The sequence below is a fragment of the Bifidobacterium cuniculi genome, assembly GCF_000741575.1.
GTDB lineage: Bacteria > Actinomycetota > Actinomycetes > Actinomycetales > Bifidobacteriaceae > Bifidobacterium > Bifidobacterium cuniculi.
The window spans coordinates 1-24,473 of the sequence record NZ_JGYV01000030.1 but is presented as its reverse complement, the minus strand read 5'-3'; the positions used below and the strand labels follow the sequence as shown (position 1 = coordinate 24,473).

Sequence of the window (24,473 nt, the reverse complement as noted above, 5' to 3'; positions counted from 1 at the left end):
TGACCACACCGGGTGTGGTCAGCCTCCCCAAGTTTTTGTTCAAAAATGAACAATTTCTTATGGAACCCAGAAACCCCGGTCCATGACCGGGGTTTCGCTGGTGGCTCCGAACGGGATCGATCCGTTGACCTAACGATTTTCAGTCGTTCGCTCTACCAACTGAGCTACAGAGCCAGAAAATTCGGAAAACCGAACTTCGCGACCACGACCGGACTTGAACCGGCGACCTCCGCCGTGACAGGGCGGCGCTCTAACCAACTGAGCTACGCGGCCTTGGTAGTGCTTCAGCCGCTTGGACCAAGGCAACCAAGCGACCACGACCGGACTTGAACCGGCGACCTCCGCCGTGACAGGGCGGCGCTCTAACCAACTGAGCTACGCGGCCGTTGCTCTTCCCGCTGATCTCTCATCGGGACAACAGATGTATATAATACCGAAACTCGGCAAGAGCGCAAGTAGCGGCGTGTCGCAACGACGCGTCAGGCAGTCACGACGATGTCATAGGTATCCACGGGTGCCATGATTTCCGAGGAATCCCAGTAGTTCGCGGAACTGTTGTCGTCGCCGCGTTCGAGGCGGTAGCAATTGCCATCCTCGCAGAAGGTGCAGGTGTCGCCGTTGCAGAACTCGGATTCGAGCCATTCAGGCATCTCGTTGGCATGTTCGACGGCATAGCCCGCAAACCAGAAGATGAACCCGATCATCGCGATGGACAGGATCGTGGCCAGCGCGCCGATCACGATGCCGGCAATGGCCATGCCCTTGCTTTTCTCCCCTGTCTTGTTGATCTGCACCAGGGCGATGATGCTCAGGACCAGGCCGACGAGGGGGAGGAGGAAGCTCAGCACGAAGCCGACGATGCACATCGTGTTCCACTTCTCGGTCGGCGCCACGTAATAGCCGCCCTGCGCGTACGGCTGGGACGGGTACTGCTGCGTATATTGCTGCTGGTCGTATGGCTGCCCGTATTGCGGTTGCGCATACTGCGGCTGTCCATACTGGGGCTGTTCGTACGGATTGGGCTGCTGGCCGCCGGCGTTGCCCTGCGGCTCCATGGGATTGAAATCGCTCATGGACACCAGCCTATCGAAGCCATGCCGACGCGGCACGCCGGTGTCCACGCATGCCGCGTTCCATCGCCAGGAGATGAGACGGCCACCTGCTGCGCACCGCAAGGGCTACCGTGGTACGTGCAAGGTTCCCGTACGGAAAAGAGGCAACATGGACAACGACGAACTGACCCCGCAGGAGCTCCAGGTACTGGACGACCCGGACGACAACCCGGAGCACGCCGACGTGGATGCTTCCGCCTGCACGGTGCACAAGGCAGCCATCTGCACCGTGCTGACCGCGCTGGCGGCACTGGCGGCCGGCATCTGCATCGGATACGCGCTGGGTGGCCGGGACTGAGACATTATGTCGGCCTCTTTTCACTGTGGACATGAATGCAGGCAAAACGACACATGCTCTTTACAAAATCGCGTAGTCTACTGGTTAGAGAGTGTTTCCCAAACCGAACAGCACACTCCTGATGGTCGCCCGCGAGGGAACCGACATTGGTTTCCCCCTTCTTCTCCTTCTCCGGGTTCCCCCGCAATGCGACCGCATCATTCCTTCTCCTCTCTCTCCATGGATTCCCTCACGGTCATGGCTCACTGCCGTGCCGCCGACAGGCGTACGAATCCCGAATGGTGCATGGTGAAACGAATCAGGTCGGCACGGTATAGGTCGACCGCCACTTCGCAGGGACATTCCCGTTCATCCCAGGCAAGCCGACGGATCCGCATCACGGCGTCCGGGTCGCCGAGGAGCCGATCGGCCTCCCCGTCGACCCCACAGCAATCCAGTGTCTCCTCCACATGGTGGGGACGAATGCCATACCCGCATTCGAACATGCCATAGAAGGAACCGGTCAGGTCCCGTTCCAGGAAACCGGGGAAGCGGTAGGCAGGCAAATGGGTGGTCTCCAGGCAGAACGGCCTGCCGTCGAGCATGCGGAGCCTCGAGACGACGATGACCATGCGGCGTTCCTCCGGCAACCGCAACAGCCTGGCATCCGCGCTGTCCGCTGCGGCCAGGGCCGAGGACAGCACCTTGGAGGTGAGCGTCCTTCCCTGCCGGCGGGCGATCTGGGTCAGCGACTCGACGGTGTCCAGGTTGCGTTCGAGCTTGCCGTCGGACACGATGACGCCGCCCGAACGGCCGATCTTGCGCACAATCTCGTGCGAGGCCTCCATCGAGGCCAGCGCGCCGCGCAACGATGCGCGGGAGACGCCCAGCTCCTGCGCAATGGCCCGCTCCGTGCCGAGCCGCTCGCCCGGACGCAGTCCCTGCGTCCTGATGACGGAGCGCAGTCGTGCCGCGATGACCTCCGCCGCGGCCTGCGGCGCCACGGCGGTCATAGCCCGAGTTCCCTCAACGTGACGGCCATGGCATCCATGAACATGTCCACGTCCTCCTCGCTGAACACGAGCGGAGGCCGCAGCTTGAGGATGTTGCCGAAGCGACCGCACACCGAGGTGAGCACGTGGTGCATGCGCAGGGTCTCCAGGATGTCGAGCGCCGTGGCCTGGTCCGGCTCCTTGGTCCCGGGTACGACGATCTCGCACCCGATGTACAGGCCGGCACCACGGACGTCGCCGATGCAGGGATGGTCCGCCATGAGGCCTTCCACGGCGCGACGGAACACGGTGCCGACCCGCTTGGCATTCCCCATGGTGTCCTCGTCACGCATCACGTCGAGCGTGGCCTGGGCTGCCGCCATGCAGACGGGGTTGCCGCCGAAGGTGTTGAAATACGGGATGGAGCCGGCGAAAGGCTCCAGCACCTCATGCCGGGCCGCCATGAGGGAAGTCGGCAATCCGTTGGCCATCGGCTTGCCGCTGGTGACCAGGTCCGGCACGATGCCCTGCCGCTGGAACCCCCAGAAGGCGTCCCCGGTACGTGTGAAGCCCGGCTGCACCTCATCGGCGATCCATACGCCGCCGAGTTCATGCACCGTATCGATGACGGGCCCGAGATACCCGGCCGGATCCGGGTAGACGCCGTCGGAGGAGAAGATCGAGTCGGCCAACAGCGCGGCGAACCTGATGCCATGGCGTTCCATGTCGGCCACGGCACGCCGCACCTCGCCGGCCATCCACGCGCCGAACTCGGCAGCCGGGCACGCATTGCCGGGGCAGCCGTCGATCTCGAGCCGGTAGGTGTCCGGAGTCGGAATCATGCGCATCGTCAATCCCAGTTCCTGGGCGGTGCCGAGTGCCGGGGAGAGTCCCGAGGTGAGTGCGGAATTGCCGTGGTAGGCCTCTGCCGTCACGATGACTCCCTCACCTCCCGTGTATGCGCGCGCGACGCGCACGGCCAGGTCGTTGGCTTCGGAGCCGGTGCACTGGAACATGACACGGTCGAGTTCCCCCGGCATCGTGGAAAGGATGTCCTGCGCGTAGTCCAGCACATTCTCATGCAGGTAGCGAGTGTGGGTGTTGAGCAGCCCTGCCTGCCGCGCGATGGCATCCACCACGCGGGGGTTGGCATGACCCACGGAGGCGACGTTGTTGTAGACGTCCAGGTATTCCTCGCCGTCCGCATCCCATACGCGCGCACCCCGCCCCTTGGTCAGGTGGACCGGCTTGCGGTAGAACAGGCGATAGGCGGGGCCGAGGACCTCGCGCTCCTCGGTGAGGCGTCGTGTCTGCGGATCGAGTGCGGCCGCCATCTCCGGGCGGAAGCTGTTGGTGTCCATGATCGTGGAACGTGTGGCCATGGGGCCCTCCTTCGGCTGGTCTGGTTCGGTTGCCTTGAGCCTAGCGAAGCTTTGTTGTGCCGCATGTGACCGGAAGGTAACCGACCGTTACGCGCATGCGGGGTGCAATTGGTTGCGCCCAGGCAACGGACGACAGGGCTGCCCAATGGAGCGGCACCATCGGTGCCGATCCATTGGGCAGCCCATGACCGTAGGGAGGCGCACCTGGGGGGCGACCCACCGGCTCACTCGTGGGTCTGGTATTCGGCGGTGCCGCCGGAAGCCGCGAACTCCTCTTCGGGAGAGAGCACCAGGTGCTTGCGTCCGTAGATCGCGAAGAACACGGTGGCGGCCGCATAGATGCCGACCATCACGTAGACGGCGAGCCGGTAGTCCGGATTGAGCAGCACGGCCACGAAGATCGCGAACGACAGCAGGCCGGCGACGACCGCGCCGGGCACCCCGAAGCGACTGATGAAAGGCCGCTTGATGCCGGGCATGTTGCGGCGCAGCAGCACATAGGAGACCATCTGCAGCAAGTAGGCGAGCACAGCTCCCCACACGGCGATGTTGAGCACGACGGAGCCGGCACCCTCGCCGCCGTATGCGATGACGAACAGGGCGGCGAAACCGATGACCGCGCCGACGACCAGACCCCAGTACGGCGTCTTCTTGCGGCCGGTCAGCGAGAGGAAGGCCGGGTAGTAGCCGGCGCGGCTCAGCGAGTAGAGATTGCGGCCGTAGGCGAAGGTGATGCCCTGCACGGAAGCGAGCAGGCCCACGAGGGCAAAGGCGGAGAGCACGGCCGCCAAGTTGCCGGGCAGCACGGCACGGAAGCCGTCGAGCAGCGGTTCGTCGGAGCCGGAAAGCGCCGCCGATCCCATGACGGCGGGATTGAGGAAGACGACGAGCAGGCCGGTGATGCCCAGCGTCGCGATGCACAGTCGCGAAGACTTCGGGATGTTGCGCTCGGGATCGCGCACCTCCTCCGCGGCAAGCGGCAGCTGTTCGATGCCCAGGAACAGCCACATCGCGAAGGGCATCGCGAAGAAGACCGCACCGGCACCGAAGGGCAGGAACGCACTGTTGCCGGCGGTGGGCTCGATGTCAAGCAGCGCAGCGAAGTCGACGCGTCCGCTGGCCAGCGCGCTCACCACGAAGAACGCGAGCACTGCGAGCGCGGCGATGGACACGACCTGTGCGAAGCGGAACGAGGTTTCGGCGCCTGCCCAGTTGAGGGCGACGAAGACGGCGTAGATGGCGAGCCACCACACCCACTGGTATCCGGCGTCGGTGAGGGAGAAGCCGGTCAGGTCGGCCAGGATCGAGTCGGCGTATGCGGACGAGAAATAGACGATGGTGGCGGCGGTCATCACGTATTCGACCGTCTCGGCCAGTCCCGTGAAGAAGCCGCCCCACGGCCCCATGGCCGCACGGGCGAAGGAGTAGGCGCCGCCGGTGTGCGGCATGGCGGACGCCATCTCGCTGATCGAGTTGAGCATGAGCACGTACATGACGTACACCACGCCGGCAGCAATGAGGAACCCTCCCCAGCCGGCCTGTGCGATGCCGCCGTTCCATCCGGAGAAGTCGCCCGAGATGACGGCCGAGACGCCGATGGCCCACAGGCCGAAGGCGCCGGCGCTGCGCTTGAGCTGCCGCTTCTTGAAATAGTCCTTGTCGGTGGCCACGTACGTGACCGATCCGAACCCGTTTCCTGAATATGTGAATGACGACATGTCGATCGCCTGCCTCTCTTGTGGTGTCCTTGGTGTCAAATGCCTATTGCATGGGTTCCTGACCGTGGTTGGTGCGGTGGTCGATGGGTGGCCGTCAGCGCAGCAGCCACTGGGCGTCGGTGAGGTACCGCCGTGCGCACAGGACGGTACCGGATGCCTGCTCGCCGGCGAGACCGTCGGGCAGGGCGTCCTCGCGATGGCTCGTGGTCCATCCGAGCATCTGCAGGCGCCGGATCATGGACAGTGCGGACATGACCTGCAGTTCCTGTTCGCCGAGCGGCCCGGCTACGCTTTCGTACCCGCGTTTCCATGCCTTGGCCAGGGCCGGGGCATACGGCTTGTGCTCGACGAAGCTCAGCGAGGACGCATAGTCGTAGAGGAACCAGCTGTAGCCGGCATCGTCGAAGTCGATGACGGTCAGTTCGCCCCCGTCCCCGCGGATGATGTTGCTGGGGCGCAGGTCTGCGTGGACGAGGCCCCATGTGCGGCGATTGCGCGGGTACGCATGCACGACCCTGAGCGCCCGGTCGAGGGCACGCTCGCACAGTGCCCGCTCGCTGCCGGACAGTGCCGCGGTTTCCCATCGTCCCCAGCGCGGGGCGGTGCCGACCATGTCGCCGATGTCCCAACTGAAGCGCCGGAATCCGTGCGGCGGGGTCCAGCACCGTGATTGGGCGTGGAACTTCGCGGCCCACTGGCCGATGGTGAAATAGTGGGCGGAGGGGTCGTCCAGGTCCTCGAGGACGGTTCCCTCCACGAACTTCGTGGAGACGACCGTCCAGCCGACGCCGTTGCGGTCACGGATCCTCGTCACGAAGGTGCCCCGCACGGTGGGGACCGGGTTGATGAGACGCACACCTTCGACCTCATGCAGTGCGTTGAGCCATGCCATCTCGGAGACGACCGCCTCGGGACCTCCCACGTAGCCGGGTTGGGAGACGCGTACGACCCCTTCCGGGCGCCCGTCGAGCAGGAGGAGGAAGGTGGCGTTTTCCGAGACGGTGACGAGATCGAGTTCCGCCCGGTGGGCCGTGATGCCCCAAGCGGCGCATACACCGGCGAAGAGCCAGTATGGCGCGGGCGCACCCTTGGTCAGGTGTGCGAAGGCATGGAGGGAGATTGCCTCAAGCGGTTCGATGTCCTGGGTCGTGTGCTGTGGCATGGCGGTCCTCGTTTCCTTGGGTCGTACGTGATGGTTCGATTGTGCCCACAATGGCGTGCGCACTCACCCGTACGGCGTTACGATGCGGTAAAGAAACGGACCTGTGGGATTAACGGCCGGTTACGTCGGGGCGGCCCTGCAAATGCGACGGGGCCCGCCTGTCCGGCATGGACAGGCGGGCCCCATGGATGGCGGGCGCCACCCCATCACATCAGGCTGCGGTAGATCCCCAGGATCTCCTCCTCGGTGGCCTGGCGCGGATTGCCCGGCGTGCACACGTCGGCGAAGGCGTCATGGGCGAGGGGCACGAGGTCCTCCTCGGTGGCACCGACCTCGCTGATGGTGGTCGGGTTGCCCAGGTCGCGGGTGAGTTGCGCCACGGCGGCCACGGCCTCGTCGCGCACGTGTTCGAGGTCGCCGGTGTAGGCGTCCTCGATACCGAAGGCGTCCGCGATGTCGCGGTACTTCTCACCCGAGAAGTCCTTGTTGTACTCCATGACCGGCACCAGCAGGATTCCGTTGGCCACGCCGTGCGCCACGCCGAGGCGGCCTCCCAGCGGATGGGCCATGCCGTGCACGAGTCCCAGTCCGACGTTGGAGTAGGACATGCCGGTGATGTAGGAAGCGTAGGCCATCTGCTCACCGGCGTCCTTGTCGCCTTCCACGCTCTTGGCGAGGTTCTGCGCGATCATGCGGATGGTCTGCATGCTCAGCGCATCGGACAGGCCCCAGGCGCCGGGGGTGATGACGGATTCGATGGCGTGGGTCAGGGCGTCCAGGCCGGTGGCGACCTTGAGGCCGCGCGGCATACCGTCGGTCAGGTCCGGGTCCACGAAGGCCACGACCGGGATGTCATGGGGGTCCACCGCCACGAACTTGCGCTTGTTGGCGGTGTCGGTGATCACGTAGTTGATGGTGGTCTCCGAAGCGGTGCCGGCCGTGGTGGGCACGCCGAAGATCGGCACGCTCGGGTTCCTGGTGGGTGCCACGCCCTCGAGGGAAAGCACGTCGGAGAACTCCGGGTTGGCGACCACGATGCCGATGCCCTTGCAGGTGTCCTGCGGCGAGCCGCCGCCCAGGCCGATGAGGAAGTCGGCGCCGGAGGCCTTGAAGGCCTCCACGCCGTGCTGGATGTTCTCGACCGGCGGGTCCGGCTGCACGTCATCGAAGATCTCGTACGGCAGGCCGGCCTCGTCGAGCACGTCGGTGACCTTCCCGGCCGTCCCGTTCTCCACGAGGAGCGGATCGGTGACGATGAACGCCTTGGTGAACCCCCGCGACTTCGCTTCGTTCGGGATCTCTTTAATGGCTCCCCTGCCGAAATATGCGGTCTGGTTGAAAATCATGCGATAGACCATGTGGTCTCCTTCTTCAGGTGGCGTCGCATCCTCGGTGAGGCGACGCCACCCATGCTAGTGAGCCTTGCCGCACACCGCAACCGTCGGCCGGCGCGTCAGTCCAGCTGTGCCTTGATGTCGGCGACCATCTGCGGCAGGGTCATGCGGTAGCGTTCGAACAGCTCCCCCGTCGGGACGAGATCAGGGATCTCCTTGTCCGTGCCGCGCACGAGCACGCGCGTGGCAGTGCCGCCGAAGTGGTCGGCGACCGTCTGGCCGAAGCCTCCCACGCGCTCGCCGTCCTCGAGGGCGAGGAACACGTCGTGGGTGCCGGCAAGTTCGTCCAGCGCCTGCGTGTCGAGCTCGGAGTAGATGCGCGACTCGACCAGGGTGGCCTCGAGGCCCAGGTCGTCCTTGAGCACCTGCACCAGCTGGATGCCCAGCGAGAGCATGTCGCCCAGGGCGAGCACGGCGACGGTGCTGCCCTGCACCATGGTGCGGTAGCGCAGGTCGACGTCCTCGAACGCGGCGCCGGCGGTCACCGGTTGCGCCGGGGCGAAGGCAGGTCGGCCTCGTGCACCACGCCGCGCTTGGGCATGGTGATCACGACCGGCCGGCCGGCCCGGTCGATGGACCAGTCGAGCATGGCCAGCAGTTCCTCCGCGGTGGCGGGGACCAGGGCGGTCAGACCGAGGATGGTGTTGACCATGGCGATGGCCGCCACCCGGAGTGCGTGTTGTCGTTGCGGTTGATGCCGGGCGCGGGCGCCCTTGGCCATGCCGACGGCCATGGAGATCGAGGTGCCGGTGTGGCCGACCACGAACTGGTCGTGCGGGCTCTCCCCCGGATGCGTGTAGCCCGTGACGTCGTGGTAGTGCGCCGGGTCCAGGAAGGCCTGCTTGCGTCCGGTGAGGATCTTGTGGGTGTAGGACTGGTGGCTCACGTCCCAGATGATCTTGTCCCTGGGCGAATCGAAGACGTAATGCAGGGCGACGGTCGCCTCCACCACGCCCAGGTTCGGCCCCATGTGGCCGCCGGTCGCGGAGACCTTGCGGATCAGCACGTCACGGATCTGCTCGGACAGTTCCGGCAGGTCCTCGACGGGCAGTTTCTTGAGGTCGTCGGGATTGTCCACCCGGCTCAGGAAATCGTTCATGGAAGCTCCTTCACGCATCGCGCCCGATGCCGGACGCGTCAATCCGACACCCATCGTAGTCGAGGGCGTTCGGCCGGCGGAGAAGCCGCTGCCTAGCGGGCGCCGTCTGGGCAGGGTCCCGTGGATTCCCGGGCCACGAGCTCCGGCTCGAAGGTCAGCACGTTGCGCCCCACGACAGCCTCGGGGTTGTCGAGCATGGCGGCCAGGGCGTCCAGGGTGAAGCTGACGATGCGCGTGACGGGCTGGCGGACGGTGGTCAGGGACGGCACCGAGGTGGCCATCATCGGGGAGTCGCCGAAACCGACCACCGAAACGTCGCCCGGCACGGACAGGCCCAGGTTGCGCGAGGCACGCACCGCCCCCATGGCCAGTTCGTCGCCGGCACAGACCACGGCGGTGGCGTCGCGCTCCAGTAGGAGCCGGGCGCCCAGGCGTCCCGACTCCACGTCCAGGCCGGTCCACACGGTCATGTCGTCGTCGTACGGCACGCCACGCCCCTCCAGGCATTCGCGGGCCGCCTCCAGCCGGTCCTGCGCACCGTAGCGGTTGCGCGGCCCCATGAGCAGGCCGATCCGGCGGTGCCCGAGGTCCATGAGGTGGCGCAGGACCATGGTCATGGCGGCGCGCACGTCGGTGCCCACGCACAGGCCGTCCTCGTCGTCCGACTGTCCGTTGAGGTGCACCATGGGTACGCCCTGGCTTTCCAGGAAGGTCACCACCGGCGATTCCGCATAGCGCGCGTCCAGCACCACGGCACCGTCCACCAGGTGCACGCTGGGCAGGAGCACGCCGCTGTCCGAGCACACCAGCATGAGGCATCCCCTGCGTGCCAGCTGGCCGCCCAGTTCATCCACGAAATGGGCGATGACCGGGTCGGTCAGCACCGGCGTGACCACCACGATGACGCGGGCCTCCCTGACCATGCCGCGGCTCGGGTCCATGCCAAGCTCGCGGGCGGCGGCGAGCACCGCGTCACGTTTCTCCTCGGACACCCCGGGGCGTCCGTTGATGGCCCTGGACGCGGTGGCCAGGCTCACTCCGGCCCGTTCCGCAATATCAGCCAAGGTCACGCTCACGATGGACGACTCCTTCCTGCCAGCACTGGCGCGGGACAACAGATCACCTCCATTGTGCTGCATATTGCCTACAGCCGATTCGCTTGAAGCGTTCCTCGCCCAAACCTTCGCAAGATTTTCATCTTTTTTCAACATACGGACACGATACCCCACGAAGGCGCACCTTCAGTACCAGATAAACCAGCGGCCATGCCTAGACGCGACACACGATAGTGACCAAAAAGCATGCCATTTTCTCGCATTTTTCACACCTTCAGAAGAAAGTGCCTGATTCGATTTGCGAAAAGATTTCATAGGACATACATTCAAAGTACCGACCCACCCGGTGGACGGGTTCCTCAGTCCCCGTCCGCGCAGGCAAGGCAGACCGTGCATCACTGCTCATCGTGTAGGCATGCCACACCTGCAGCCGGATGGGCCACCCACGGGCGCCTCGCACCTCAATACCGGCGCCCGTCACACGTGGGGGACCGTCGGCACGCGAGGGGCCAAGGTCCCCCACCCTATTTGCAGAGCAAGGAGATACCATGACCAAGCCCACACCCACACATTCCGGCATTCCCTGAGCGTCGATACGCGTGATGCTCGTGGCAGTGCTGACATGCATCGGCCTGCTGGGCATGGCGCCGGCGATGTGCGCACGCACCGCGACCGTGGCCGAAGTGTCCGAGAACATCGTCACCTCGGCCACGCTCTCCTCGGACACCATCCGCAAGAACTCCCCCGTGGAGCTGCGCATGGAGTTCAGGCTCCCCAACAACACGATCCATGAGGGCGACACCTCCACGATCACCCTCCCCGAAGGCTTCGCCTACTACACGGACCACTACTTCGACGTGACCGCACCCGACGGGAGCGTCGTCGCCCACGCCGTCATCAGCAAGGAGCAGGGCACGCTGCAACTGACCTATGCCAAGTACGTGGAGTCCCACTCCGACGTCACCGCTTCCTTCATCCCGGACAACGCCGGCAAGATCACGCTGGGCACCAGGGACGTCTCCGTCACCATCGACGGCCATGTCGTACCCGTGGGCAAGATCGAGGTCCTGCCCGAAGGCAGCGACGACCCGACCGAGATCTTCGCCAAGTACGGCTACCAGCGCAGCGAGACCGCCAACCGCGTCGCCTACATCCTGCGCGTCAACGGCGCCGGCAAGAACCTGAAGAATGTCCACGTCGAGGACAAGCTCACCACGCCGGCCGTGACGATCGACCGCGACTCCCTGCGCATCAGCCGCGGCGATTGGACCCGCAACAAGAACGGCCAGTTCGTGCTGACCAACACGAAGACCCCGGAGCCCGAACCGACTCCCGAACCGGAACAACCCACCCCACAGCCCAAGAAGGAGACGCCGCAACCGACACCCAAGACCAACCAGACCGCACAACAGAAGCCCAAGGCCGCAAAGACCCCGCTGGCCGCGACCGGCGCCGCACTCTCGGTCGCAATGGCCGCACTGGCCGCCGGGTTGCTAATCATGCGACGTCTGCATAAGGACTGACCAAGGACCGGCACCGACAAAGGCGTCGATGCCGGAACTGCCGATGGCTCAAGGTTTTCCGAACCTTTTCCTTCCTCACCACCGGTGGTTCCCCGCGATCGTCTCTATCTGCAAGGCGACCGCGGAGCCGGGGATTGCCGCACACCCCTGCACAGGCAATCCCCGGCTTTTCTTTTCTTCTCATGCCTCCCGGGTGGCGTCCTCCTCCACGACCTCGACCTCGACCTGCGGCTCGTCCGACGCCTCCAGCTCCTTGGCCGCGGCCTTGGCCGCCTTGGCCTGCTCCTTGTGCAGTTCCTTGAACTTCTCCTGCATCGTGGGGTTCTTGAAGGTGAGCTTACGCACGGTGATCTCCTGGGCGCGCTTGTTCGCCTGCTCCAGGGAACGGTCGGTGCCCAGCAGGGCGCTGCGCACCTTCTGCAGGTGGTCGATGGACTTGTCGATCTCGTCGATCACCTTCTGGAAGTTCCTCGAAGCCTGCTCGTACTGCCGGTCGAACTTCAGCTTGAAGTCCTCGAGCCGCTCCTCGAACTTCGTGATGTCGATGTTCTGCTCGCGAATCTGCTCGACCTCGCGCTTGTACTCGAGCACGCCGCGCGACGCGTTGCGCAACAGCGAGATGATCGGCAGGAAGAACTGCGGACGCACCACGTACATCCTCGGGTAGCGGTAGGAGACGTCCACGATGCCCTGGTTGTACAGGTCGCTGTCCGGCTCGAGCAGGCTCACGAGCACCGCGTATTCGCAGCCCTTCTGCTGGCGGTCCTTGTCGAGCTCCTTGAGGAAGTCCTCGTTGTGGTGCTTGCGTGAGTTCGTGTCGGTCTCGTTCTTCATCTCGAACATGATCGAGAGGATCTCCGTGCGCCCTTCCTGGCCTTCCGGACGGTCGTAGTCGCGGAAGATGAAGTCGCCCTTGCTGCCGGTGCGCGCATCGTTGTCCTTCTCGAAGTAGGCGTAGGGGAACATCGAGGTGCGGTTCTTGTTGAACTCCTCCTGGCAGTGCACTTCCAGCGATTCGCCGATCATCTTCGTGGAGAGCTTCGAGCGCAGTTCCTTGAGGCGCTCGATCATGTCATCGCGGTCGCGGATCTGCAGTTCGTACTTCTCCGCCAGCGACTGCGCCTGCAGTTTCTGCTCGACCTCGCTGCGTTCGAGGTCGAGCCTGAGCTTGTCGCGCTCCTGTTCCACCTCGCCGACGGCGCGCTGCACCGCGAGCTCCTGGGCGGTGGCCGCGGACTCCAGCTTCGCCGTGAGCTCGCGCACCTGGGCATCCTGCTCGATGCGCGCCTGCTGGACGGCGGCCTCCAGCTTCGCCTCGGCGAGCTCGCTGTCTGCCTTGCGCTGCTCGGCGAGTCGCTCGACCTCGTGGCGCAGGTCGTCGCGTTCACGCGCCGCCTTCGACTCGGCGAGCGCGATGGCCTGCTGCTTTTCCTGTTCGAGTACGTCGATGCGCCGCTTGATCTCCTCGTCGAACTGCTGGTTGCGGATTTGCTGGACGATGTCGGCGTAGCCGGCTTCGTCGATGGTGAACGATTCCCCGCAGTGCGGGCAGCGGATCTGGTGCATGCGTCCCTTTCCTTGAGGTGGTGTGGTCATTCGAGATGGTCGATGGCGAAGCGTGCGGCGTCGTCGAAGCTGCCGTCGGTCGGGTACTGGCCGTGCGGCGCGCTGCTGCCGCCGGCCTGGCAGGCGAAGTCATCGGCGGTGCAGTAGCTGCGCAGCCGTACGGCGACCCAACCGAGGGTGGTGCCGTCGCGGGCGCCGAGGATGCCATCGGTGTCACGGTCGTAGTCGCCGTGGCCGTAACCGGCGGCGCCGTCGAAGCGTGGGTCGCCGAAGAGTTCCGCCACGGCGAGCCGGCGGCGCGCGGCGTCGGTCAGTGCGGTGGCGTTGTCCTCGTTGTAGCGTCGTTGCGGTTCGGACAGTGCGTCGCCAACGACCATGGCGCCCTGGGAGTAGCCGAGGACGGCGGTGCGCATGGCGGGGCATTGGATGGCGGTGCCGTTGAGCAGCGCCACGAGCCGGTTGACGCCGTCGGCGGCGCTTCCGCTGTGCCAGCTGGCCGGGTAGTCGAGTTCGCTGACCTGAACGGCGTCGGGGAAGGCTGCGGCGATACGGTCGGCCAGGTCGTCCAGCATGCTGCCGTGGAGTGCCTCGCCGGTGCCGCGCACGGTGATGACCCGGATGGACCTGTCCGGGTCGCAGCCGGAGTCGCCCCAGTCGTCGGGGCCGGCCGTGGAGTCGTGGCTGGGGCCGTTGAAAGCCATATCGCTGGCTTCGTAGCTGCCCGGCGTGCCCGGGGAGGATGTCCCGGGGGACGCACCGGAGGTGTCGGACGGCGTGGGGCGGGAGGATTCTCCCCCGCCCCCGCAGGCCGTCAGGGCGCAGGCGAGTGCGCAGGACGCCAGCGTGGCGACGATGGCCTTCCCGTACCGCATCCCGGACCGCCTTTCCTTGCGTGCAGCAACCGTCACCACTATACCGCGGGGTCCGGCGGCTCAAACGGTGGCGGCAGCCGCCACCCAGAGGCGCGCGGGCTGGTTCCACGCCTGCTGTTCCTCGGACCATCCCCGGGCGATGGCCATGGTCTCCTGCGGGGTGGCCCATCCGTCCGGATCGATGCGGCGCGCCTTGGCCAGCAAGCCGGTCAGCGTGTCCATGCGTTCGCGCAGCCGGTGCCGTTCCTCCCTGGCCAGCAGACCGTCCGCATGGTTGCGCATGGCACGCCACATCCACCAGTCGTCCCAGGCGCGCACGGGTAGTCCGGAGCCGTCGAGGGTGTGCAGGGATACCGTCAGGAAGCGTCTCGACTGGTCGACGTCCCACCGCATGGAACGGCAGGTGCAGCGCGCCACGTGCATCGCATGGCCCGCCATTCGTCCCAGTTCCGCCATGGAACGCTTGACGCCTTGGGCGTTGGGCCGGCTGGTCAGGTGCCAGCCCCGGCATACCCTGCAGGGGTAGGTGCGGCATTCGGCACGCTGGCCGTTGGGCGATCCCTTGCAGCAGGCCAGCGCAAGCTGGGCGTCCTGCCTGGTGGGATAGCGCACCTTGCCGCATGCATCGCTGTAACGCGAACGGTAGAGTTTCCTTCCACCCATGGCCCCTCCTTCCGGCCACGTGCCCCCGCACCCCGTCGTGCCGACACGTGCCCACAGTTATATGGAGGCATCGCATGTGCGTGAGGAATCGTCTCCCCCACGCACATGCGTCACTGCCGGAATGCGGCCGCGTCCGCCGGGCATACCGCACGGTGCCGTGAGGATTCGGTGAAAGTCGCCGGCACGCTCTGGCACCGCCCTGTTGCGCACCCCTACGCTGGAAGGAACCACGTCGACGACCGCCCTGAGGAGAGCCGCCCCATGTCCACCTACGACCCCACCGCTGTCCGCCCCGCACCGCGCCCGATGCGACGCGCCGACCGCGAGGTCCTCGAGGCCTCCCAGATTGCGGACATCCTCGAGCATTCCCAGGTGGTGCACGTGTCCTACGAGGACGGGGAAGGACAGACGGTGATCCCGGTGCACTTCGCCTACGAGTACCGTCCCGAGGCACCCAACCGGTATGACCGGGATGGCCGCGGCCGGCGGGGTACGGTCGTCCTGTACATGTATTCGGCCCGCGAGGGACGCAAGATGGACGCCATTGCCGCCGCAGACAACGCGCTGCCGGTCGCGTTCGAGATGGAATGCGACCAGATGATCTATGCCGGCCGCACCCCCTGCGCCTCGACCACTGCCTTCCGTTCCATCGTGGGGACGGGCACGGCCATGCTCATCGAGGACCCTGCCGAGAAGACGCGCGTCCTCGACATGCTCACCAACCGCCTGGTGGGCCAGCCCTTCGACCGGCCCGAGGCAGCTCGGGCCGTGGCGGTGTGGAAGATCGAGTCGGACAGCTTCACCGCGAAGCACCACCCGATGCTGCAGGCCTAGAGGTCCTCGAGCCGTTCCAGGCCGGCCTTGGAGAGGACGAGCTCCTTGAGGTTCATCCTCAGGCCGCCCTCCACGGCTCGGCAGGCACTGTCACGCGCATGCTCGTAGTGCATGCGGGCACGGGCATGGATGTCCTCGCGGAGGCCGGCCGGGCAGCCGTCAGAATCGCTTAGGAGCCACTCGTAGCCCTGGCCCAGCCGCAGGTTGATCATGGAGACGATCACGCAGTCATGCGGATCGTTGCGGTCCAGGCTGGAGGGAATGAGCCGGTAAGCCTCCTCATACCAGCTGAACGCCTCGTCGACGTTCTGCTCCACCCCCTTGCCGTCACGGTACAGGTCACCCATGTAGCAGCCGCATTCCGCGCTGCCCATCTGCGCGCCGCGCTCGAAGCAGGCGCGGGCCGCGGCGGCGGGATCCTTGGCATGCACGTGGCCGTAGAGGTACAGGACGCCCAGGTTCGTCGCGCACTGCGCATCCCCGAGTTCCACGCCGGCGGCAAAGCAGCGGGCGGCGTGGCCGAAGAGCAGCACGCGTTCCTCGTCGTCCCCGCACAGCATGGCGCGCATCACCAGCTCGTCGCCCTGCTCGCAGGGTGAGACGTCCCGGTCCACCGTTCCCAAGCCGGCTTCCTCGTCCATGGACTGCGCGATGTTCCAGTCCTCGACGTCGAGCGGGCCACCGCTGATTACGTTGGCGATAACGCGCCATCCGCGCAGCATGTCGTCCCATTTGCCCGGGATGCCGCGACCGTCCTCGCGTTCGTCGTCGAAACCGTAGACGATGCCGGCGAGCGCACCGGCGACCGCGGCCGTGGTGTCGGCGTCGCCGCCGAGGTTGACGGCGGTGAGCACGCAGTCGACGTAGGAGTCGGTGGTCGTCAGGCACCACAGTGCCGCCGGCAGGGTGTCGAGCACGTATCCGGTCGAGCGGATGGCGTCGCGCGGCTGTTCCCAGATGCGGTCATGGCCGCCTGTGCGGGCGGCCTGGCGGGTGTCGGCGCCGCCAAGCAGCGCGCGTGCGGCGTGCACGAAGCGCACGCAGGCGTCCATGCTGGTGGGGTGGGCGTGGGTGACGGCACTGGCCTGCCTGATTGCGTCGTCGTCGACGTCGAAGAAGGCGAGCGGGATGCTGCGCATGAGCGAACCGTTGCCGTTGTCCCGCTCGCCGGACAGGCCGACGCCGCCGCGCAGCGCCTCGGCGGTGGTGCGTCCGACGCCGAAGACGGTGCCGTCGGCAGTGTACTTGCCGTCCTCGAGCCAGTCGAGGTATCGCCGGCGCAGGTCCTCCACGTCGACCTGCCCGTCGCAGTGCATGAGTGAGTCGAGCGTGGCGAGCGTCATCGCCGTGTCATCGGAATACGTGCCGGCGGGACGGACGCCGTCGATCATGGTGATGCAACTGAAGGCATCGCGGGCCAATCCCTCGTAGGGGACACCCAGGGCATCGCCGATCGCTTCGCCGTACACGGCGCCCTGCAGCATGCGCAGCATCCGTGCTTCGTTCTCCTTCATGGCCTCCTCCGCTCCCTCGTTCCGCCATGCCAATGCACACCATGATACTGGAATGGAGGGGATGCCCGCAGCAATGCCCGCACTTGTGCACGGGATGTACACGCAACGGTGGACGGCGCAGGCACGAACATCCACGCCCCCTATGCAAGGGACCCGGTTGGCGGCAACGGTGCCGCCGACCGGGTCCCCACGCTCAGACGGTGGAGATCACCACGTCGTGGTGGGCGGCATAGTCGAGCAGTTTCTCCGACTTCGACCAGTACAGCAGGCCGTAGTTCTCGAAGTTGCGCTCGTCGGTGTATTCCCTGCACTGGAAGTCGACGTAGTAGAGGCGTCCCCCCTCGACCGCGAAGTTCGCAGGGAAGTAGTCGATGTCGATGTGGCGTTTGGCCAGCTGCCTGGCCATCTGACGGACCTGCTCGAGGTAGGTGTCCTCCATCTGGTCGGCCATGATCAGCTCGTAGACGGTGGGCCCCTCCACATACTGCTTGAGGATGCGCTCGGCTTCCATGTCTACGTCCATCATGGTGGGGACACGGACGCCCAGCTCGCACAGGCGACGATAGTCGCGGATGTCCGACTGCACATGCTCGCCAACCCGATGCAACACACCGGGCGTGTAGCACATCTGCTTGAGCGCATAGCGGCGGTGAGGCGCGTTATGGGCACAGACCAGGAAGGTGTAGCTATGCTCCCCCCGCCCCAGGAGCTTCACCACGTCGAATTGCCTGGCGTTGACGGTAATTGTTTTCATTTCCTCATGCTATCATGCACAACCATTCTCCTCCGATAGCAAAATTTACGGCAATTCGTAATTAATGCGGCGTGTCATCAAAATATTTGAACATCTCTCAAGACAATGCATGGTTCATTCCGATGCCCCTTCATGCTAAAATGTTGCAACGTCAGGCATTGCAGGCATTCCCTTCGTTTTTTCACCTCGGAGATAATACGGTACGCAGGGAATGAATTCGTGAGTCAAAACACATGGTGCAGGACTATGGGCACACTTCGACACGCCGATGCTTGCATATCGGAGCCATTCCTGTACACTAGGTCGAGTTGTCAGCCCCCTTCGTCTAACGGTTAGGACACCAGACTTTCAATCTGACAACGAGAGTTCGACTCTCTCAGGGGGTACCAACAGGAAACGGCTAGATTCCAATGGATTCTAGCCGTTTTCCATACCCCGAACTGTGGCCGTGAGAACAATCTGAGAACATTGAACCTAGATGTCGTTCATGTTGAACTCGCCGGCATCCTCGGCCGTGTCCTTCATGGCCGCCGCGATCTCGCCGGCCGCCGCGTCCTCTGCTGCATGGATGTCGTCTATTTGCTTGGCGACGTCCACTAGAGAGCGGCTAATGGGCGCTATGGCCGTGGCGGGCGTGTCCTCGGCCATGAATACCGCCATGAGGCGGTCCCGAACGACCCGTAGCACGTCGATAAACCGCCCGTCGGCCATGGATGCGAAGGCGTCCGCGTCGAGATCGTGGGGGCGGTTTTTCGTCATCCTAGAGGCCTTACGTTTACGGTAGGCGGCTTGCTTGCATGAGTCGCTGCAATAATGGGCCGGCCTTCCCTTGCCGTAACGGGCCGGAAGAGGCTTGCCGCACTGTTCGCAATTCATGGTTCAAACCGCCTACTAACGTAACAATTTGTTCGGTTGGGGATATATTGGCACTGCACCCGAGGGTGCCTTTTGAGGCCCGGCCGGGGTGTCTCCCCCACGGCCGGGCTAGTCATTGAAGAGTGCCGACTGCAAGGCGTTCGTCTGTGCCGGATGCTCAGGCACGGTGCCTTGGTTGGGCATTCCCTGTGGTTTGGGATGCGCGTATTGGTCAAGGTCATGCGCGAACTGCATGGCGCTCTCTTCGTCCGCGCAACCTTGAAGTAGGTCGGCGGGGACGCCGGTGCGCTTGGATACCTTGGCGAGCATGGCGGCCTTCGCGTCTGCCGCTTCCCTCTCTGCCTTGTAGGCGCGCAAGGCTTCGAGCTCTTCGGTGTCATCGGCGGACTCTGTGGGGTTAGTGTCGGCCATTGCGCACGTCCTTCGGTGTAGGTGTCTTGGGGGCGGCCGGCTCAGTGAGTGAGGCCACTAGGGCCTCTAGACTGTCCGCGATGCGGCACAGGGCCTCCAGTTCGATTACGGTGGCTTGGTTGGCCAGTTGGTGCGTGTCGATGGCGTGGGCGAGCTTGTGGACCATGGGGTGCATGTAGTCGGCCATGCCGTCGAGCGTGGCGGCTAGCCAGTCGTGTGTGTCCTTGCGCATTACTCGGCCTCCTCGGTGTGGACGATGGCGAGACGGTTAGAGTGGATGACGCCCCAACCGCTACGGAAAGTGCCACGGATGGCGTAGGCGTCCGAATCGAAATAACGTTGATCGCTGCCGGACAGAGTCACGGCGCCCACGGCGCTGATGATGTCCGTGCGGTCGATGATGGCGAGCGCGTTCGCTGGCGCCATCTTGTTGATCACGATGGGGATGCCGTAGAGCATGGGGGTGGGCGAGTCGGCTACGCTTGGTTCGATCATGGGGCGGCCGTCCTTGAATTTCAAGAGCAGCAGCTGGGACCATGTGGCGTGGTTGAGAATGATGGCCGAGGGGCTGCCGCCGTTGGCCGCGACTTGGCCGAGGGCGGTTACGATGGGGTCGAGTGCGGTGGTGATGGTGCCGCCGTCTATGGCGCCTTCGGTGTTGAAGATACCGACGGGGGCGCCGTTGCTGGCGGCATCGGTGGCCGTGTTCTGCAAGAACACGGCGTCAGCCTTGTCGGTGATTGCTTGGGTCATGGAATCCGTGAGCATGCGTCGCACTTCGGACTCGCTATAGGTTTCGTTGGTGATCGTTTCGATGACGGCCACCTTGCGGGTACGAATATCCAAGACGCTGAACTGTGCGCCGCCCTTTTCGATCTCTTCGCCTTCGGCTACGATAGCGGCCGCCGAGTCGGTGGAGATGTAGGGTACGCGAAGTGTGGCCGCGTCCCCTTCGATGGGCTTGCTTACGGTGGTCTGGGAGAGGACTAGGGCGTTCGGGATGGCCTGAGAGGGCGGGAAGGCCTTGTCATCGTAGACGCCGGCGAGGGCGCTTGTGCTGATTCCTATATGTTCCATGTGTGTCTCCTATGGTTGGCGAGCGCACATACGGAAAAGCCAGTAGGTGCGCCCATGGTTGGGTGTGCCTACTGGCTACGGTCTGACTGCCGCCCGTCATCCGATTACGTCGCGGCGTCGTCGTCCATTGTATCCGCGTCCGGTACAGACTGCAAGGCGGCCACTAGGGCTTCCAGTTGTTTTGCATAGGTCTTCCAATACCTTTTGCGGCGGCGTTGCATGGCGGCTTCGGCGGCTAGTGATTGGATTGTGCGCTCGTATTCCTCTGCCGTGGTCATATGTCCATCCCCATGCGCCTCTCGCGGATTTTCATCGCGTCCCGCGTGACACGGTCCAAGTGGGGACTGTCCCCGAAATGCTCCCGTGCGGCTTCGTACAGCATGGCGTAGTGGGCGAGATCGCATGCGCCACAGCGTATGTAGCCTTTATGGTTGCCGGTGATGTCATCGAACTTCTCGGCCGTGGTTTGGGTCCATACCTCGCCGCAAAGGGCATGCACCTTGCCGTCGGTGTTGTCCTTGGGGTTGGTGATGTGCAGCGTGTTGGGCGTGCCGCCGTGCTTGCGGGTATGCTTGGTGGCGGATGCGGTCTTTTCGTTATTGCTCATTGGTCGTATCCTTCCTAAGGGGCTCGGTGGTGTCGGGTCCCTTTTCCATTTGTTCCATGTGCGTGCGGATCGTTCGGGCTAACAGGGTGAGGCTTTGGGCGGTTATGGCGTCCTCGGTGGGCGTGGATAGTGCTATGTGGGGCCTGTACATGTCGCGTCCTTCGGCGAGCGCCGCAGCGGCTTCCCTGATGAGGTCCAAGGCGATGCGTTCGGCGCGGGCGCGATGGTAGGCGATGTCTGAGGTTGGCATGGTGCGGGGCGTGGGTAGTACTTGTCGTGTCGTGTAGGTCATTGTGTTTCCTTGGTGAGGTCTTCGGGGGTGAGGCTGAGCGCGTCGTAGATCATGGCTAGGCGGGCGTGCAGTAGGTCGTTTTCCGCTTGTAGGCGGTGTATCTGCCGCCGGTATCGTTCCATGCGGCCGGGGTGAGGGCGCCGGCGCTTGGTGCCCTTGGTGTCAACTGTGGCCGTCATGGCCATGGTTGTGGTGCTGTGCGTGGTGTAGATGGGGTTAGACATTCGTGGTGTTCCTTGTCTAGTTTTTGGTGGGTTGAATACTGCCGTTACTTTTATCGGCAGTATTGTCGGCAGTATTCGTAATCCCTTATGGGAGTAGGGCTAATGAATTCTGCCGTGAATACTGCCGATAGGATTAACGGCAGTATTCTGAGGGTGCTTTTAGTCGTCTGGTGGGGTCCTTGAGAGTCGCCATAGCATTGCGCGGCCGGGGCCCTTGTGGTCGGGGTCCTTCTCGGTGACTATCCATGGTCCGTGTGCCTGTTCGCGGGCGTTGCGTAGCTGCCGGTCGGTGTATCCCTGTTCGTCCTTGGCGTCGTGCAGTAGCGTCCGGTAGGGTGTGGGTCCATTGTCCTCTAGGTATGCGGTCAGCCAGTCGAAGACCTCGCCATGCTCTGCACGTTCGGCCACTACGCTGCCGGCCGCCTCGTTGCGGTTGATGATCTCCCCCACGGTTCGGTCGGTGGGCATGAGGCCAGATACCACGGGTACGCTCATGGTCTGGCCGTCCGCCGTGTCCACGGCCTGAGAGGCAAGGCCGTACACCCATGACTGCCCCGCCGAGGGGGTGTAACTTGACTTGTCAAGCGTAGCGATGCAGTCGTGCGTCTCGTCATCCCGCGCCACAAGAATCAGGGACCGTACGGTGTCGCGGAAGGCGTGGCTGCCGCTTATCTTGTCACTGGCGTAGCCGCCGCCCTTGTTGAAGTGCAGGATGCCCACGACGGCGAGATCTAGGTCACGCGCAAGGGCGGCCAGCGGGTCCAGCGCGCCGCGCACGTCATCCCGCTTGTTGGTGTTGCCGGCCATGGCGCTTGTTATGGGGTCGATGATCCATAGCTTTGCCCCACAGTCGGCGAGCGCGCCGCGTATCGTGTCGAGGTCCTCGGGGATGCGCACGCCACTCTCCAATGGGGTGCCGTTGATCGTGTCGGACATGTCCAAAAACCTCACGCGGCTCATGTCGGCGCCGGCTGCCTTGAGACGTGCCGCTTGCATGCCCTTGCCGTCTTCGATAGCCGAGAAGACGACGGTTTGGGGGTGCCCATGGTAGTCGCCTTCCAAGGTGCCTTGCGTCACTTGCGCGGCGTAGTGGATGCTCAGCGTGCTCTTGGATACGCCGGCGCGGCCCGCTATGAGGGTGATGACGCCGGTGGGCAGCATCGGGTCCCCGAGGAAGGTGGGGCGGTCGATGGTCACGGCCGTACCGTCTGTGAGCATGGCGTGCCGGCCGGTGGGCGCGTCCCCTGCATCCGCCATCGGCGCCGTGAAGGCGGGCCGCGGCGGGGGTGTCGGCCTGTAGGTGTCGCACGGGTCCTCCCGTGCCGGCGTGGCAGCCAGTTGGGCGGTCATGCCGTCCACCATGCGCCGGTATTCATCTTCGGCGGTTTTCTGGCCGCCGTCACGCGCGTCCGCCACCATGGCCGCGTACTGGGCGCCTATGGCTTCTATGGCTTCCAGTGCGCCCTTGTGGCCTTCGGCATGCATGTTGGCTAGCTTGTGCACGGCGTCCCGTGTGGTGTCGTGGCGGCTGCCCTTGCGGCCGGGGTCGGCCGTCCACTTGCCGAGTGCGGTGGTAACGGCCTTGCACATTGAACCATTGGCAGTCGGGTTCAACGGGATTGAACTAGTCGACTCTTGGTTCAATCCGGCCGGCCGGTAGATCATGTCCGCCCATGCGGTAGGCAGTTCGGGCAGTTCTCCAAGCGAGGGGATGCCAGTTTCATCCCCTGAAGGGGCGTACCACACGTATTGGCGCCCGGTGGGGTGCATGGTGGGCCATACGCATATCTGACCGCCCTTCTCCCTGATGTCGATACCGGCGGCCGGCGAGTGCGCTTTCATGCCCTTGTATGCGGCCGGGATGCGGTACAGCCAGTGGCGTGCGGGGCTATCCTTGCCGCGTGCCGTGTTGGTGTAGGTGGGCGGCAGTGCGCCGAGATCATGCTGCAACCATGCGAAGGCGGTCACGCCGTCGGCGTCCTTCTTGTGGTCTGCCGCCGCGTCTACGTCGAGGGCGATGAACTCGCCGCCTACCAGTCCTACGCCGCATTGCGAGTATTTGACGGCGATGCGTTCGTAGTCGGCGGGCGTCCACTCGGCCGCGTGCTGCCATTTTGGGGCGGCCGGGGTTTTCCGGCCGGGCCGGATTGGCACGGGGCTGAATCCGCGTAGCCTGTAGGCCCGGTACACGTCCTTGTATGTCTCCAATGGTCCAGCCTCTCAGAGCGTGCCTCGGCCGTGGTTGGCCTTGTGTTCGGCCATGATGGCGAGCGCGCCCGCCGTGCCTTGGGCGGTGTAGGCGTCGAGTCTGTCGGCTGCCTTGCGTGCGTCCCCTAACGTCTTGGCGGTGACTGGCTTCCATAGGGTTGCGTGTTCGTCGAGCCAGTGGGCGGCGTAGGCATCGCGTTCCTCGCCGGTCATCTCCTGTAGCGCGTCGAGCATGTCCGTGTTGAAGACAACTTCCGTGAGGAAGTAGAAGAGCGTTTCGTAGGCGGTGTGGTAGCGGCCCCACTCGCCGGCGGTTTTGATTCTCATGCTGTGTTTGCTCATTGGTGTTGTAACTATTTTCTGATTCTATCATGTTCTGACCTATTTATGGTATACTGGGTACCATGAAATTATCCCAGTATGCGCGCAATGAGGGTATCACCTACAAGGGTGCGTACCTGCGGTGGAAGAAGGGGCGTATTCCCGGCGCATACTTGGACGGGACGGGGCACGTGGTCGTGCCGGACCCGAAGGTCGAGAACCTGAGGAACGCGGCCGTGTATGCGCGCGTGTCCACGAACCGGCAGAAAGAGGACTTGGAGCGTCAGGCCGAGCGCATGGCCGCATTCGCCAATGCCGCCGGGTACCGGGTCGTCAAGGTCGTCAAGGAAGTCGGTTCCGGCGTCAACGACCATAGGGTCAAGCTCACGCGCCTGCTGGAATCCGACGAATGGGGCACCTTGGTCGTGGAACACAAGGACCGGTTGACCCGTGTCGGGTTCGAATGGTTCCGCGTCCTGCTCGCCCGGCAGGGCAGAAACGTGGTCGTCGCCAACGAGGCGCAGGACGATACAAGCGACC

General features: G+C 64.6%; 27 protein-coding genes, 4 tRNA genes and 1 pseudogene. 5 read left to right on the top strand and 27 right to left on the bottom strand.

Annotated features, from left to right (window positions below; all coding sequences use genetic code 11):
* Positions 1-98: 98 nt before the first annotated feature.
* The 4 genes from BCUN_RS10515 to BCUN_RS11680 all read right to left on the bottom strand — a co-directional run bounded on the left by BCUN_RS10515 (position 99) and on the right by BCUN_RS11680 (position 1,073).
* Positions 99-174, bottom strand: a tRNA-Phe gene (locus BCUN_RS10515).
* A 25-nt stretch (positions 175-199) separates the two neighbouring features.
* Positions 200-273: transfer RNA gene (locus BCUN_RS10510), tRNA-Asp, on the bottom strand.
* 38 nt (positions 274-311) lie between these two features.
* Positions 312-385, bottom strand: a tRNA-Asp gene (locus tag BCUN_RS10505).
* Between the two features lie 94 nt (positions 386-479).
* The gene (locus tag BCUN_RS11680) at positions 480-1,073 is read right to left on the bottom strand and encodes a DUF4190 domain-containing protein (protein ID WP_081895681.1); all 594 of its coding nucleotides are present in this window, start codon (positions 1,071-1,073) and stop codon (positions 480-482) included.
* A 148-nt stretch (positions 1,074-1,221) separates the two neighbouring features.
* Between BCUN_RS11680 and BCUN_RS10495 the strand changes: the two genes are divergently transcribed.
* On the top strand, positions 1,222-1,410 hold the full coding sequence (locus tag BCUN_RS10495) for a hypothetical protein (protein WP_033516105.1): 189 nt from the start codon (positions 1,222-1,224) through the stop codon (positions 1,408-1,410).
* Between the two features lie 242 nt (positions 1,411-1,652).
* Here BCUN_RS10495 and BCUN_RS10490 read toward each other — a convergent pair whose 3' ends face one another.
* From BCUN_RS10490 to BCUN_RS10455, 8 genes and pseudogenes are all read right to left on the bottom strand, one after another.
* Entirely contained in the window at positions 1,653-2,402 is a 750-nt protein-coding gene (locus BCUN_RS10490) for a GntR family transcriptional regulator (protein WP_033516107.1), read from the bottom strand.
* Positions 2,399-3,763, bottom strand: a complete 1,365-nt coding sequence (locus BCUN_RS10485) for an aspartate aminotransferase family protein (RefSeq protein ID WP_033516109.1) — start codon at positions 3,761-3,763, stop codon at positions 2,399-2,401. The genes BCUN_RS10490 and BCUN_RS10485 overlap by 4 nt, the downstream gene beginning before the upstream one ends.
* Before the next feature lie 224 nt (positions 3,764-3,987).
* Positions 3,988-5,481 (bottom strand): amino acid permease, encoded by a 1,494-nt coding sequence (locus BCUN_RS10480; RefSeq protein ID WP_033516111.1) that lies wholly within the window; start codon positions 5,479-5,481, stop codon positions 3,988-3,990.
* 94 nt (positions 5,482-5,575) lie between these two features.
* Positions 5,576-6,643, bottom strand: coding sequence for a phosphotransferase enzyme family protein (locus BCUN_RS10475; RefSeq protein WP_033516113.1), 1,068 nt, complete (start codon positions 6,641-6,643; stop codon positions 5,576-5,578).
* 206 nt (positions 6,644-6,849) lie between these two features.
* Entirely contained in the window at positions 6,850-8,001 is a 1,152-nt protein-coding gene (fucO, locus tag BCUN_RS10470; RefSeq protein ID WP_033517474.1) for a lactaldehyde reductase, read from the bottom strand.
* 95 nt (positions 8,002-8,096) lie between these two features.
* Positions 8,097-8,522, bottom strand: coding sequence for a transketolase C-terminal domain-containing protein (locus BCUN_RS10465; protein WP_033517476.1), 426 nt, complete (start codon positions 8,520-8,522; stop codon positions 8,097-8,099).
* Between the two features lie 227 nt (positions 8,523-8,749).
* Positions 8,750-9,136, bottom strand: a pseudogene (locus BCUN_RS12835) (1-deoxy-D-xylulose-5-phosphate synthase N-terminal domain-containing protein); the annotation flags it as partial.
* Positions 9,137-9,228: 92 nt separating this feature from the next.
* Positions 9,229-10,212 (bottom strand): LacI family DNA-binding transcriptional regulator, encoded by a 984-nt coding sequence (locus BCUN_RS10455; protein WP_033517480.1) that lies wholly within the window; start codon positions 10,210-10,212, stop codon positions 9,229-9,231.
* Between the two features lie 587 nt (positions 10,213-10,799).
* Between BCUN_RS10455 and BCUN_RS10450 the strand changes: the two genes are divergently transcribed.
* Complete coding sequence (locus BCUN_RS10450) at positions 10,800-11,714, top strand: Ig-like domain-containing protein (RefSeq protein ID WP_156100160.1); 915 nt, start codon at positions 10,800-10,802, stop codon at positions 11,712-11,714.
* 180 nt (positions 11,715-11,894) lie between these two features.
* Here BCUN_RS10450 and BCUN_RS10445 read toward each other — a convergent pair whose 3' ends face one another.
* Genes BCUN_RS10445 through BCUN_RS10435 form a run of 3 tightly spaced genes read right to left on the bottom strand, consistent with a single transcriptional unit; the run spans position 11,895 to position 14,815 of the window.
* Positions 11,895-13,280, bottom strand: coding sequence for a DUF2130 domain-containing protein (locus tag BCUN_RS10445; protein ID WP_033517484.1), 1,386 nt, complete (start codon positions 13,278-13,280; stop codon positions 11,895-11,897).
* A gap of 26 nt (positions 13,281-13,306) precedes the next feature.
* The gene (locus BCUN_RS11675; RefSeq protein WP_051921050.1) at positions 13,307-14,152 is read right to left on the bottom strand and encodes a cutinase family protein; all 846 of its coding nucleotides are present in this window, start codon (positions 14,150-14,152) and stop codon (positions 13,307-13,309) included.
* A gap of 60 nt (positions 14,153-14,212) precedes the next feature.
* Positions 14,213-14,815 carry a hypothetical protein gene (locus BCUN_RS10435; protein ID WP_033517486.1) on the bottom strand — a complete coding sequence of 201 codons (603 nt, stop codon included), beginning with the start codon at positions 14,813-14,815 and terminating at the stop codon, positions 14,213-14,215.
* A gap of 261 nt (positions 14,816-15,076) precedes the next feature.
* Between BCUN_RS10435 and BCUN_RS10430 the strand changes: the two genes are divergently transcribed.
* Positions 15,077-15,649, top strand: a complete 573-nt coding sequence (locus BCUN_RS10430; protein ID WP_051921049.1) for a pyridoxamine 5'-phosphate oxidase family protein — start codon at positions 15,077-15,079, stop codon at positions 15,647-15,649.
* On the opposite strand, the gene BCUN_RS12020 is transcribed toward BCUN_RS10430, so the two are convergent.
* The gene (locus BCUN_RS12020) at positions 15,646-17,163 is read right to left on the bottom strand and encodes an ADP-ribosylglycohydrolase family protein (protein ID WP_152598177.1); all 1,518 of its coding nucleotides are present in this window, start codon (positions 17,161-17,163) and stop codon (positions 15,646-15,648) included. The two genes, BCUN_RS10430 and BCUN_RS12020, sit on opposite strands and share 4 nt — an antisense overlap.
* A 193-nt stretch (positions 17,164-17,356) precedes the next feature.
* Positions 17,357-17,917, bottom strand: a complete 561-nt coding sequence (locus BCUN_RS10420; protein ID WP_033517488.1) for a BUD32 family EKC/KEOPS complex subunit — start codon at positions 17,915-17,917, stop codon at positions 17,357-17,359.
* A gap of 314 nt (positions 17,918-18,231) precedes the next feature.
* On the opposite strand from BCUN_RS10420, the gene BCUN_RS10415 reads away from it, so the two are divergent.
* Positions 18,232-18,306 (top strand) — tRNA-Glu (locus BCUN_RS10415).
* Between the two features lie 85 nt (positions 18,307-18,391).
* On the opposite strand, the gene BCUN_RS10410 is transcribed toward BCUN_RS10415, so the two are convergent.
* The 10 genes from BCUN_RS10410 to BCUN_RS10365 all read right to left on the bottom strand — a co-directional run bounded on the left by BCUN_RS10410 (position 18,392) and on the right by BCUN_RS10365 (position 23,939).
* Complete coding sequence (locus BCUN_RS10410) at positions 18,392-18,676, bottom strand: hypothetical protein (RefSeq protein ID WP_033518346.1); 285 nt, start codon at positions 18,674-18,676, stop codon at positions 18,392-18,394.
* A gap of 225 nt (positions 18,677-18,901) precedes the next feature.
* The gene (locus BCUN_RS10405; RefSeq protein ID WP_051921048.1) at positions 18,902-19,204 is read right to left on the bottom strand and encodes a hypothetical protein; all 303 of its coding nucleotides are present in this window, start codon (positions 19,202-19,204) and stop codon (positions 18,902-18,904) included.
* Entirely contained in the window at positions 19,191-19,436 is a 246-nt protein-coding gene (locus tag BCUN_RS10400; protein WP_033518344.1) for a hypothetical protein, read from the bottom strand. The genes BCUN_RS10405 and BCUN_RS10400 overlap by 14 nt, the downstream gene beginning before the upstream one ends.
* Positions 19,436-20,281 (bottom strand): phage major capsid protein, encoded by an 846-nt coding sequence (locus BCUN_RS10395; RefSeq protein WP_033518342.1) that lies wholly within the window; start codon positions 20,279-20,281, stop codon positions 19,436-19,438. Before BCUN_RS10395 ends, BCUN_RS10400 begins: the two co-directional genes overlap by 1 nt.
* A 104-nt stretch (positions 20,282-20,385) precedes the next feature.
* Positions 20,386-20,559, bottom strand: a complete 174-nt coding sequence (locus BCUN_RS12495) for a hypothetical protein (RefSeq protein WP_156100159.1) — start codon at positions 20,557-20,559, stop codon at positions 20,386-20,388.
* Positions 20,556-20,888 carry a hypothetical protein gene (locus BCUN_RS10390; protein ID WP_033518341.1) on the bottom strand — a complete coding sequence of 111 codons (333 nt, stop codon included), beginning with the start codon at positions 20,886-20,888 and terminating at the stop codon, positions 20,556-20,558. Before BCUN_RS10390 ends, BCUN_RS12495 begins: the two co-directional genes overlap by 4 nt.
* Positions 20,878-21,180, bottom strand: coding sequence for a hypothetical protein (locus tag BCUN_RS10385; protein ID WP_033518339.1), 303 nt, complete (start codon positions 21,178-21,180; stop codon positions 20,878-20,880). Before BCUN_RS10385 ends, BCUN_RS10390 begins: the two co-directional genes overlap by 11 nt.
* Positions 21,177-21,404: a hypothetical protein gene (locus BCUN_RS10380; RefSeq protein ID WP_033518338.1), complete on the bottom strand. Its 228-nt coding sequence runs from the start codon at positions 21,402-21,404 to the stop codon at positions 21,177-21,179. Before BCUN_RS10380 ends, BCUN_RS10385 begins: the two co-directional genes overlap by 4 nt.
* Positions 21,405-21,563: 159 nt before the next feature.
* Entirely contained in the window at positions 21,564-23,612 is a 2,049-nt protein-coding gene (locus tag BCUN_RS11670) for an AAA family ATPase (protein WP_051921047.1), read from the bottom strand.
* A gap of 12 nt (positions 23,613-23,624) precedes the next feature.
* Complete coding sequence (locus tag BCUN_RS10365) at positions 23,625-23,939, bottom strand: hypothetical protein (protein ID WP_033518336.1); 315 nt, start codon at positions 23,937-23,939, stop codon at positions 23,625-23,627.
* 77 nt (positions 23,940-24,016) lie between these two features.
* Here BCUN_RS10365 and BCUN_RS10360 point away from each other — a divergent pair.
* Positions 24,017-24,473, top strand: a 457-nt coding sequence (locus BCUN_RS10360) for an IS607 family transposase (protein ID WP_034258683.1), incomplete at its 3' end; no start/stop codon positions are given.